The organism is Spirosoma sp. (genome assembly GCF_048594605.1).
Lineage (GTDB): Bacteria > Bacteroidota > Bacteroidia > Cytophagales > Spirosomataceae > Spirosoma.
Genome location: NZ_JBMDWV010000019.1, coordinates 1 through 9,825 on the forward strand (window position 1 = coordinate 1; position 9,825 = coordinate 9,825).

Consider the following 9,825-nt stretch of genomic DNA (forward strand, 5'->3'; position numbering starts at 1 on the left):
CCTTCGGGCCGCGTAACCGTGAGCTAAACTGGTATAATTAGATCCAGCTGGCTTATGGTTACGCGGCCCGAAGGACCGCGCTACGTTATAGTGCCAAGCCAATTCGTTACGTAATTCGCTCCTGTATTAGGTTAACGCACGCTTGTCTGTAATGGATTGACAGATATAAGACAGGTAAGTTGCTCAGTGCTTACCGTCTGTCGACCGACCTAATTTCGCCGACTTGCTCAACCGATATCCTTATTTAGATTAATTCTTATTAGATTTGTGCAATATATACGTAAACTCGTTGGTACAGGTATTGATAACCGTATGTCTTTCCCATATCCCCGTTCATAGCTCTATGAAAAAATTTCTTAGCGCCATACTGATAAGCTTTGCCCTGACCGCTCAGGCGCAGAAAAATACCCTGCTGGACCAGTCGTTCTGGCAAAGTAAGCCCGATGCCGCTCAGGTAAAGGCTGAGGTAGAAAAAGGCAGTAATCCGTCGCAGCTCAATCCTATGGGATTCGACCCTGTCGTAATGGCGATCAATGCTGGCGCTCCTAATGAAACGGTCAACTATCTGCTGTCGCAGGCTGGCAACGACGTATCGAAGCTGACTCACGACGGACGTATTTATATCCACTGGGCCGCCAGCAAAGGGAACGTAGAGCTGATGGAATACCTGCTAAGCAAGGGGTCAAAAGCGAATTTAGAGGACAATCATGGCATGACGGTTCTGAATTTTGCCGCAGCGGGCGGTCAGTCGAATACGCAGGTATACGACCTGTGCCTGAAAAACGGGGCCAACCTGAAAAAAGACCTGAATCACGACGGTGCCAATGCGCTGCTGATTGCCATTGCCAATGATAAGGAGCTGAAACTGACCGACTATTTTGTATCGAAAGGGCTGGATCTGAAAAGTACCGATGCGGCTGGCAACAATGCGTTCAGCTATGCCGCACGGGGCGGGAACATTGCGATTATGAAAGCATTGCTGGAAAAAGGTGTACCCGCTCAGGACAACGCGTTCATCATGGCCAGTCAGGGATCGCGTCGGGGCCCAAACTCGCCAGAGGTATTCCAATATCTGGAAAGCCTGAAGCTGAAACCAACCGTCGTTAATAAAAATGGTGAAAACGCCCTGCACGCTATCGTTCGTCGTCCTCGCCAAAACGAACTTATCCAGTATTTCCTGAGCAAAGGCGTTGACGTGAACCAGGCCGACGAAGAAGGTAATACGGTGTTCATGAATGCGGCTGCGTCGAATCGGGACGTAACGGTGCTGGAAATGCTGATGCCAAACGTAAAAAACATCAATCAGGCTAATGAAAAAGGTACTACGGCACTGGCTTTGGCCGTAAAAGGCAACTCGCCCGACGTAGTGAATTACCTGTTGAGTAAAGGGGCCAATGTGAATGTAACGGACAAAGCAGGTGATAATCTGGCAGCTTATCTGGTTCAGGCGAGCCCGGCACCGGGTGGAGCGCGGGGCGAGGGCGGTGAACGGAAAGATGAGTTCTCGGAAAAACTGGCGCTGCTTCAGCAAAAAGGGCTGGACGTAAAAGCACCCCAGAAAAACGGCAATACGCTGTATCACCTGGCCGTAACTAAAAATGACCTGGGGCTGGTGAAAAAGCTGGAGCCGCTTCAGATTGATGTTAACGCCAGAAACAAGGACGGAATTACCGCATTGCACAAAGCGGCAATGGTTTCGAAAGACGACGCCATCCTGAAATATCTGCTGTCAATTGGCGCGAAGAAAGACGTTCCAACCAATTTTAAAGAAACCGCCTTCGATCTGGCCAGCGAAAACGAATCGCTTTCGAAAGGCAACGTATCGCTCACTTTCCTAAAATAAGTATGTCTGATTTACAGAAGATAGGCCTGCTGGTTCTGGCGTTGTTTGTCACGGGCTCATCGGCTACGCTGGCGCAAACAACGCAGTACAAATGTATGATTCAGATGTCGAACTACATGGGCGAAGGCGCTTACGTAGTGGTATCGCTGATTAACGGAAAAGGTGCCTACGAAAAAACGCTCTCCGTACTGGGCTCCAATAAAAAATGGTACCCCGACGTAAAGGAATGGCATAAGGCGCTGGGCAAAAAAACGCCCAATATCAGTGCCATCACCGGCGCGTCGGTTGCGGGCGGTGACCGTAGCGTTGTTCAGCTCGACATCGACAATTCGAAGGTAAACAAGGACTATAAGTTACGCTTCGAGAGTGCGGTTGAGGATAAGGAATACTACGTGAAAGACCTCGAAATTCCGCTCACGACCGAAGGTCTTTCGGCAAAAAGTGAAGGGAAGGGTTATATTCGCTACGTTCGTTTCAGCCCCAACAGCACCAATTAAAACAGGTAGGTCGTAGCTCGTCCGCGATTGTTAAGCGGAAGAACGCCAAACTTACAGTAATCAGTTACATGACCATTTCTGTCTGGAGATACAGCCACTTAGCCCTGGCTGTATCTTCTTTTCTTTTATTGACACTCGCAGCCGTTACGGGCTTTATCCTGGCGTTTGAACCTGTTTTGCAGAAAATGCAGCCGTATCGGGTTGACGGATTTAGCGACATTACACTGGCGCAGACGCTTCCTATTCTTAAAAAAAGCTTTTCCGAAATCAGCGAACTAAGCGTTGATACACATGGCTTTGTGCAGCTTACGGGCAGCGATACCGACGGTAAAAATCTGACGGCCTACATCGACCCGCGAACGGGCAACGTACTGGGAAAGCCTACCCAGCAAAGCGAGTTTTTTCAATGGGTAACGGCCCTGCATCGGTCGCTTTTTTTAAAGGAAATTGGTCGTTTTTTTATTGGCCTGACTGCCTTCCTGCTCCTGCTGATTACGGTGTCGGGCACGGCATTGCTTATTCAGCGGCAGCGGGGGCTCAAGCGTTTTTTTACCCGTATCGTCCGCGACAATTTCGCGCAGTATTATCACGTTGTACTCGGTCGCCTGTCGCTTATTCCCATCTTCGTGATTGCTCTGTCGGGAACGTACCTGTCGCTGGCCCGGTTCGAGTTGGTCGGTTCAACAAAAATCATATCGCCTGACGTCGATCTCGACGCTGTTCGGTCGAAACCCGAACGAGAGTTAGCTGACATGCCAATTTTCCAGCGAACGAAACTGGCCGACGTCCAAAGCATTGAATTTCCGTTTTCGGACGACGTTGAAGATTATTATACGCTCAAACTCGGTGACCGCGAACTGACAGTTAATCAACTTACCGGCGACGTACTGACCGAAACTCCGTACCCGACCGCTACGTTGCTGACTAACCTGAGCCTGAATCTGCACACGGGCCGGACCAGTGCGGTATGGGCAATTATTCTGGCGATTGCCAGCGTAAATATTCTGTTTTTTATTTACTCAGGATTTTTCATTACGCTGAAACGGCGGGCTAACCGTTTCAAAAACAAGTACAAAGCCCACGAAAGCCAATTTATAATTCTGGTCGGATCAGAGAATGGCAGTACGTTCCGGTTCGCCCGATTAGTGCAGGAGCAGCTACTTAAGCAGGGCGAGAAAGTTCATCTGACAGAACTAAATAAGTACGCTACGTTCCCCCTGGCGGAGCACCTCATTGTGATGACCGCTACGTATGGACTCGGCGACGCACCGACCAACGCCAGCCAGTTTGCTACGTTGCTGAACAACTACCCACAAGCACAGCCGATAACGTACTCGGTGGTCGGGTTCGGATCGAGAGCCTACCCCGATTTTTGCCAGTTTGCGTTTGAAGTCAATACGTTGCTGTCGCAGCAATCGTGGGCCAGTTCGCTGGTCGATATTCATACGGTCAACGATCGCTCTCTGGCCGATTTTAGTCTTTGGACCGAAGCGTGGTCGCAGCAGGCCGATCGACCGATGACCATTCCGCTGGGCGAGCTACAAACACCCGATCATAGGCTGGAAACACTACTGGTAACAGCCAATACCCGTATCAACCAGCCGGGCGGTACGTTCCTGGTCAGGATGCAGACTGGTCGCCGACGTAGCGTTACTTCGGGCGATTTGCTGGCCATTTATCCCGCCAACGACCACCGCGAGCGGCTTTATTCGATTGGTATAGTCGACAAAGAAGTGCAATTGAGTGTGCGACTCCACCCGAACGGGCTGGGTTCGGGTTTTCTGCACGAGCTTGCACCCGGCCAGACGCTACGTGCCCGACTCGTGGAAAATGCGCATTTCCATTTTCCGAAACAGGCGCCCACTGTCGTGATGGTTGCCAACGGTACGGGGATTGCACCTTTTCTGGGCATGATTAATCAGAATAAGGCAAAAACGCCCTGTCATCTGTATTGCGGCTTTCGTAATGCTACGTCCTTCGATGTATACCGGAATCTGCTGGAAACGAGTCTCTCGGTCGAAAAACTAACGAACCTGCACGTTGCCTACTCACGCGAGGGCGACAGACAGTACGTTAGCGATCTGCTACGTCGCGACGCCGATTTCCTTGTCAATGTCCTGCTGACCGGGGGCGTTGTTATGCTTTGCGGTTCACTGGCCATGCAAAAGGATGTACTGGCGCTGCTAAATAGCCTTTGCCTGAATAAACTGGGTAAGCCGTTGAGTCATTATCAGTCGCACAATCAGGTGCTAATGGATTGTTATTGAGGCATACCCGTATAGGAAGATGGTACATAAAGCCTTGTTTTTTACGGATGCACAGATTAAAAATATTGGACTTTTAGGAATACTTTGAACAAAACACTTTGACCATCTCTTTTTAGGGCGAGCCCAATTTTTATTATATTGAGTTGGCTTAAAGCAAGTTATGGTCAGAGATAAGTATGTGTGCGTAGTTGAAGACAAAGCTGACCTTCGCTTTATCCTTAAACGAATTTTTGCTCTCTCCTTTCCTGATTACCCAATTCATTTATTCGAGCATGGACAAGCTCTGTTAGATGAGTTGGTATTGACCCAAGTGCTGCCCACCCTGATTTTGATGGATCGGCATATGCCTGTTCTGGATGGCTATCAAACCCTGTGCCAGCTAAAGCAGAACCCTGCTTATCAGCCCGTTCCCGTAGTGATGATGAGTGCAGACGCCAGTTCGGCCGAGATTCGGGAACTGTTTCAGGCGGGGGCCAACTCATTTATCCGAAAGCCAATTGAGTTCAGCGCCCAGATGGAGATGATTGCTCAGGTGGGCCAATACTGGCTGCAAACCAATCAAAACGCGTAAGGGTAAATGGGTTTACTGCTGAGGCCTGTCGGGCAGAATGTCTTTCTCAATCTGGTCACGATCCTGAAGATAGGCCGTTAGCTCATCCTCCGTGGCAAACAGTTTTGGCTCTTTAATGGGGATGCTGATTTTGATCGGCAGCCGCATCAACTCGTCGTATTTGCCACTGGGTTTGACCACATACACGGCGGTTGAAACTTTCATCTCGAAGGTATCGACGGGCTCGGTAACTACGCTCATTTCTTCCAGTCGACCATCGAAAAAGATGCGCTCAATCTGGGCTTCAAAATAAGGGTGGGCTTTCCCGGCCTGCTTGTCAACATACTGGTCATGGTGCTCATTGACAAAAATCGTGTCACCTACTTTAAAAGGCAACTGGACGGCTTCGAAGGTGATCGTCATTTGTTTACTGATTGAGTGAAAGCTGAGTTGTTGTACAAAGACCCGTATCCACAAGCGCTGTGCTGTTGATAAAAGCGTATGTTTTGGTATTGTAAGCTATTCCGGACCTTTTTGGTTAAAATCTGCCTGATCAAAATCCTCTGCCGATTCAACCATTGCATACCGGATTGTGACGGGGTGCCCCCAAACGGCGCCCTGACTGTAGGTGCAGACAAAATACCCGATCTCATTCTTGAAAATAGCTAATACAATCTCGTCATTGTCAGCGGGATAACCAACGGCATCCTTGATTATCCTTCCTTCCCGGCGATGCACAACGCTGGCGATTCGATGGGTGGTTATTTCATAGCCCATTGCTTTCAAGCGGTCGGCAATACGGGCATGAATCCGTTCAGCCTGCGCTTCGCTGGTGGCTAGAGGAAGAAAAAATTTCATGGATTGATAAGGTAAAAGCGCAGCAAGCCGTTGCGAGGAACCGGCGAACAGTACGTTACGAAGAAATTGAGAGGATAGTAATAAGCGACCAACCATGCCTGATGTAAATGACTAATCTGCCGTTTACTTTCCGAAGTAGGACTAAAATTCGTAACGATCTGCGGCAAATTTGGGAAGACGGACGCTCCAACGACGAACGAAACGAGCGAGCATTTCGGGGCATCAACGGTCAGGCACGCAGCTACAATCATTCAGACGGTCTTCAGGAAAACCGTCGAAGAAGCTAACGCGCTGTCATGTTTTTCAGTCGGTTAAGCAAACGGGTCTGCTTATCGATGATCGCTACCAATCTGTTAGACAGGCGTTGGTTGCGGTCGTGCAATCGGGCGATACTGTTGCTGATGAGATGGCAATCCTGTCTAAATCTGCGACGGGCCTGGTCATTCTTAATGAGTAATGTCTGCTGATTCATAAAAGCGGCTGAGTAAAGAGAGACTTGACCGGCAGCTTAGATCACAGAGGACGGAGAAGAGACTCAGTATAAACTGATCGGCTCAAAGGTGGAGCTAATTATCTGTAAATCAAAGCAAACAGCGTTATTTATCTGATTTATTATCGATCCTGATGCTGTCCAGATAATACGTAGTAGATCCTGGCCCCCTGCCAGGATCATGAGTTAATCCGATAGGTATTGGTCATTCTTTGAGTACTACGTTAGTTACTACGCAATTGCCAGCGTAGCCCTCCCATCGCCCACCGACCCGGCATTTGTGCGCCGAGCAGATCGGCGTACTGCTCGTTGAAGAGGTTCTGAATCTGTGCCGTTACGTACAGCTGTCTGGGAATAAGCGCATATTCGGCTTTCGCATGAATGACTTTATAATCCGTCGTCAGCCGCCGGTTAATGGCTTCTGCCGCAGCCTGATTTCGAACCTTGTACTGCCCCGTCAGACTAATGTTAAATCGGCCCGACGTCAGGATCAATGAACTGTTTAGCTGATGGCGGGCGAAGTTGGCCAGATACTGAGAAGCAACCGGACTGGCCGTATTCAGGTGTGTATAGCCGCCCATAAAATCTAGCATAATTTTGGCACCAAGATGCTGTTTCACCCATAGCTCAACCTCAACACCCCGCGTTTCTACACGGAACAGATTTTGCGCCAGCCGGTACGTTCGGTCGGTCGCTACGTTGCTCAGACCCGTCTGCCGGATTACCTCCTCGCCCGACAGGCTCACGTAATCGATCAGGTTGGTTCCATTCCGCAGAAACCCGGTTGCTTTTACCGTAACGCCCGAAGTCGGCATCCAGTCGGCACCGAGTTCGGCGTTCAGTGCCCGTTCGGCCTGCAAATTGGGCAGGCCAATGTTGCGCCCCGACGACAACGGGCCAGGCAGGTTATTGGACGTGTAGCGTTCTGTAAAATCGGCTGCCCGGATACTTTTACCGACCGATCCGCGCAAGACCAGTTTCGCCAGTGGCGAATAACTCAGATTCAATTGCGGCACCCATTCCTGCCCGAACGACTGATCAGAGTCGAAACGCAGACTTCCCGTTGCCGTCAGTCCGAACGTAGTCTGTGCCGTCAGGATACCGTACAGCCCCCCGTGCCAGGTCGAATGATTACCCCGGTCGTTCGACTCAATCTGTCGGTTATCGTACTGGCCGCCTACGCTGGCCTTCCAGTGGTCGTTCAGTTGCATAAAATGATTTATCTGTGCTAGCGTGAACTGCATCTGGTGATTACTAGGCACAAAGGCTGGGTCCGGATTGAACACGTAGCGATCCGTTGAGTAAATATGCGTGAACTGCACTTCAGTCTGCTGCCGCGCACTTTCCCGGATTCGCAGTTGGCCCTGATATAAATTTCGCAGGGTATTTTCGCGCGCCTGATCGGCTGTACTCGTCGTGTAAAACCATTGTGCATTGAAGTCCCGCCGATCGAACGCAGCCCGTGCCGCCAGGCTGATTTTGGGCGTAAAGCTATAACTTCCTGACAGTGAGTACGTTTTCAGATCAACGTCATTCCGTTGCGTACTGGGAGCAGCCAGCGCCTGCCCTGACGTAGTATTCACCAATACTCCTCCACTTACGCGCAGTTTTTGCGTTTGCCGGAAACCTCCGGCATTCACGTTCCATAGATTCCATTCGCCCCGCTGTAGAGTGGCCTGGCCTTCGGTAACACTGGCCTGTTGCGTCCGAACAGCGAACGTTTTCGTTACGATATTAATGACGCCCCCCACGGCATCGGGGCCATACACGGCAGAGCCAGCCCCGCGAACAATTTCGATCTGCTCGATCTCGGCTGGTGTAATCGGGAAATATCCTGCAAAATGTCCCGTCAATGGATCGTTGATACGCATGCCATCAATCAGAATCAGTACCTGATTGAACGTACTGCCTCGTAAGGTAATATCTGCCTGAGCGCCAAAACTTCCCCGACTCTGTACATCAATGGAAGGCAGCACACGAAGTAGATCGTCCAGCGAATTGACCGGAAAACGACTTATATCCCGCCCAGGCAGGATCGTTACGTTACGTCCCAGTTCGGTGGCTGTTTGTTGCAGCCGGGAAGCCGTTACGTACACGGGAGCCAGGTTTTTTGTTGTATCGGTGGCTATTGTCGCCTGAGCCTGAATGAGCGAAGGAAACAGTCCTGTCAGTATCAGCGTAAAAATTCGAATCATGTATTCGGGCAGATGCCAGTTGGTAAAACGCCCGCAAAAATAAAGTATCCTGATTCCCAACAGCGAGTTTCTGGGAAATTACCTAAAAAACGTCAACAAACCGGCCTGCGTGAGCAAAGGTCGACTAACAATACCTACCCTTTTTATTGCACTAAACGGGAATTTCCTAAAGCGGAGAAGTATTATTTATAACAGTCGACACGCACACGCCTGATGTTATTTACTACCGAATTATTTATACAATTTTATACATTAGTATTAGAAATCAGTGAATATCAGCATGCATACAACCGTTTTAAGGCTGTATTTCCAACGCTTAGTATACGATTTAGGTCTAGTTTGAAAAACCTATACTATGCGAATAATAGCTATTTTGTGCCTGCTTACCTTGCTTAGTTGCAACGGTCATGTATCTGTCGATCAGCGATGCGTAAAAGGCCGCTTTATCACAAATTATTGTGGGGGGCTCGTTATTCAAGTTTTGGATGGTAAACCCATTGGCAGGGATTGGAAAGGCTTTTCCGCTCAGACCTTACAGAACTGTGTCGTAGCGAACTTGGATACTCTCGTCTTTAAGGGTTTGCCGAGTACGAGCTTACTAGGTAAGGACTCTACGTTTTACTTTCAATATCGAGAGGGAGGCTATCCCAAAAGGAATACATACTTTGTCATCCCGCCCCTTTCATAACTATCACAGCCGCATCCGGAACGGGGTGTCAGTAAATAAGTAACCTTGCCTCTATCCCTTCACATAATAATAGTGCAAAAGCACTTATGTAAAAAGTACTATACACTTCTCCCTGGCTTTTTTATTTTACTCCGTTAATTATTCTTAAACCATAGCTATACAGGCTTTTCTGTTGATGCAAGTTAGTAACTTTAACCTACTAACAAGTTGACAAAGCCATGAAGAAAGCCTTATACGTTATTATGCTGCTTGGTGCTTGTAGCAACATACAAGCACAGACAGAAAAGGGCCGCTGGCAAGTTGGAATTCAGGTGGGCAACATAACCTACCAGGATCACGGTCAGTCTGCTTCTAAATCATGGTCAGCCCGTTTCACCCCCTCAGCTGGTTCTTTTGTAGCAAAAAATTTATTGATTGGCACAGGCATCCCCTTTAGC

General features: G+C 49.2%; 9 protein-coding genes and 1 pseudogene. 6 read left to right on the top strand and 4 right to left on the bottom strand.

Features of this window, described 5'->3' with window-relative positions; translation table 11 throughout:
- The first annotated feature begins 343 nt into the window (after window positions 1-343).
- The 4 genes from ACOJS8_RS00915 (at window position 344) to ACOJS8_RS00930 (ending at window position 5,178) form a co-directional block, all read left to right on the top strand.
- On the top strand, window positions 344-1,843 hold the full coding sequence (locus tag ACOJS8_RS00915) for an ankyrin repeat domain-containing protein (protein ID WP_420146650.1): 1,500 nt from the start codon (window positions 344-346) through the stop codon (window positions 1,841-1,843).
- A gap of 2 nt (window positions 1,844-1,845) precedes the next feature.
- On the top strand, window positions 1,846-2,340 hold the full coding sequence (locus ACOJS8_RS00920; protein ID WP_420146651.1) for a DUF2271 domain-containing protein: 495 nt from the start codon (window positions 1,846-1,848) through the stop codon (window positions 2,338-2,340).
- A 68-nt stretch (window positions 2,341-2,408) separates the two neighbouring features.
- Window positions 2,409-4,607 carry a PepSY domain-containing protein gene (locus ACOJS8_RS00925; protein WP_420146652.1) on the top strand — a complete coding sequence of 733 codons (2,199 nt, stop codon included), beginning with the start codon at window positions 2,409-2,411 and terminating at the stop codon, window positions 4,605-4,607.
- A 160-nt stretch (window positions 4,608-4,767) separates the two neighbouring features.
- Window positions 4,768-5,178 (top strand): response regulator, encoded by a 411-nt coding sequence (locus ACOJS8_RS00930; RefSeq protein WP_420146653.1) that lies wholly within the window; start codon window positions 4,768-4,770, stop codon window positions 5,176-5,178.
- Between the two features lie 12 nt (window positions 5,179-5,190).
- On the opposite strand, the gene ACOJS8_RS00935 is transcribed toward ACOJS8_RS00930, so the two are convergent.
- Both ACOJS8_RS00935 and ACOJS8_RS00940 read right to left on the bottom strand, forming a co-directional pair.
- Window positions 5,191-5,580: a hypothetical protein gene (locus tag ACOJS8_RS00935; RefSeq protein WP_420146654.1), complete on the bottom strand. Its 390-nt coding sequence runs from the start codon at window positions 5,578-5,580 to the stop codon at window positions 5,191-5,193.
- A 96-nt stretch (window positions 5,581-5,676) separates the two neighbouring features.
- Window positions 5,677-6,111: a hypothetical protein gene (locus tag ACOJS8_RS00940; RefSeq protein ID WP_420146655.1), complete on the bottom strand. Its 435-nt coding sequence runs from the start codon at window positions 6,109-6,111 to the stop codon at window positions 5,677-5,679.
- Window positions 6,112-6,122: 11 nt separating this feature from the next.
- On the opposite strand from ACOJS8_RS00940, the gene ACOJS8_RS00945 reads away from it, so the two are divergent.
- Window positions 6,123-6,302, top strand: coding sequence for a hypothetical protein (locus ACOJS8_RS00945; RefSeq protein WP_420146656.1), 180 nt, complete (start codon window positions 6,123-6,125; stop codon window positions 6,300-6,302).
- Here the strand turns inward: ACOJS8_RS00945 and ACOJS8_RS00950 are convergent.
- Both ACOJS8_RS00950 and ACOJS8_RS00955 read right to left on the bottom strand, forming a co-directional pair.
- Window positions 6,299-6,487: a hypothetical protein gene (locus tag ACOJS8_RS00950; RefSeq protein WP_420146657.1), complete on the bottom strand. Its 189-nt coding sequence runs from the start codon at window positions 6,485-6,487 to the stop codon at window positions 6,299-6,301. The genes ACOJS8_RS00945 and ACOJS8_RS00950 overlap by 4 nt on opposite strands.
- A gap of 242 nt (window positions 6,488-6,729) precedes the next feature.
- The gene (locus ACOJS8_RS00955; protein WP_420146658.1) at window positions 6,730-8,700 is read right to left on the bottom strand and encodes a TonB-dependent receptor plug domain-containing protein; all 1,971 of its coding nucleotides are present in this window, start codon (window positions 8,698-8,700) and stop codon (window positions 6,730-6,732) included.
- Window positions 8,701-9,606: 906 nt separating this feature from the next.
- Here ACOJS8_RS00955 and ACOJS8_RS00960 point away from each other — a divergent pair.
- Window positions 9,607-9,825, top strand: a pseudogene (locus tag ACOJS8_RS00960) (hypothetical protein); the annotation flags it as partial.

Excerpts from the sequence above, each read along its gene's own strand:
- ACOJS8_RS00915 (WP_420146650.1), top strand. The coding sequence starts at position 344 with ATGAAAAAATTTCTTAGCGCCATACTGATAAGCTTTGCCCTGACCGCT.
- ACOJS8_RS00920 (WP_420146651.1), top strand. The coding sequence starts at position 1,846 with ATGTCTGATTTACAGAAGATAGGCCTGCTGGTTCTGGCGTTGTTTGTC.
- ACOJS8_RS00925 (WP_420146652.1), top strand. The coding sequence starts at position 2,409 with ATGACCATTTCTGTCTGGAGATACAGCCACTTAGCCCTGGCTGTATCT.
- ACOJS8_RS00930 (WP_420146653.1), top strand. The coding sequence starts at position 4,768 with ATGGTCAGAGATAAGTATGTGTGCGTAGTTGAAGACAAAGCTGACCTT.
- ACOJS8_RS00935 (WP_420146654.1), bottom strand. The coding sequence starts at position 5,580 with ATGACGATCACCTTCGAAGCCGTCCAGTTGCCTTTTAAAGTAGGTGAC.
- ACOJS8_RS00940 (WP_420146655.1), bottom strand. The coding sequence starts at position 6,111 with ATGGTTGGTCGCTTATTACTATCCTCTCAATTTCTTCGTAACGTACTG.
- ACOJS8_RS00945 (WP_420146656.1), top strand. The coding sequence starts at position 6,123 with ATGACTAATCTGCCGTTTACTTTCCGAAGTAGGACTAAAATTCGTAAC.
- ACOJS8_RS00950 (WP_420146657.1), bottom strand. The coding sequence starts at position 6,487 with ATGAATCAGCAGACATTACTCATTAAGAATGACCAGGCCCGTCGCAGA.
- ACOJS8_RS00955 (WP_420146658.1), bottom strand. The coding sequence starts at position 8,700 with ATGATTCGAATTTTTACGCTGATACTGACAGGACTGTTTCCTTCGCTC.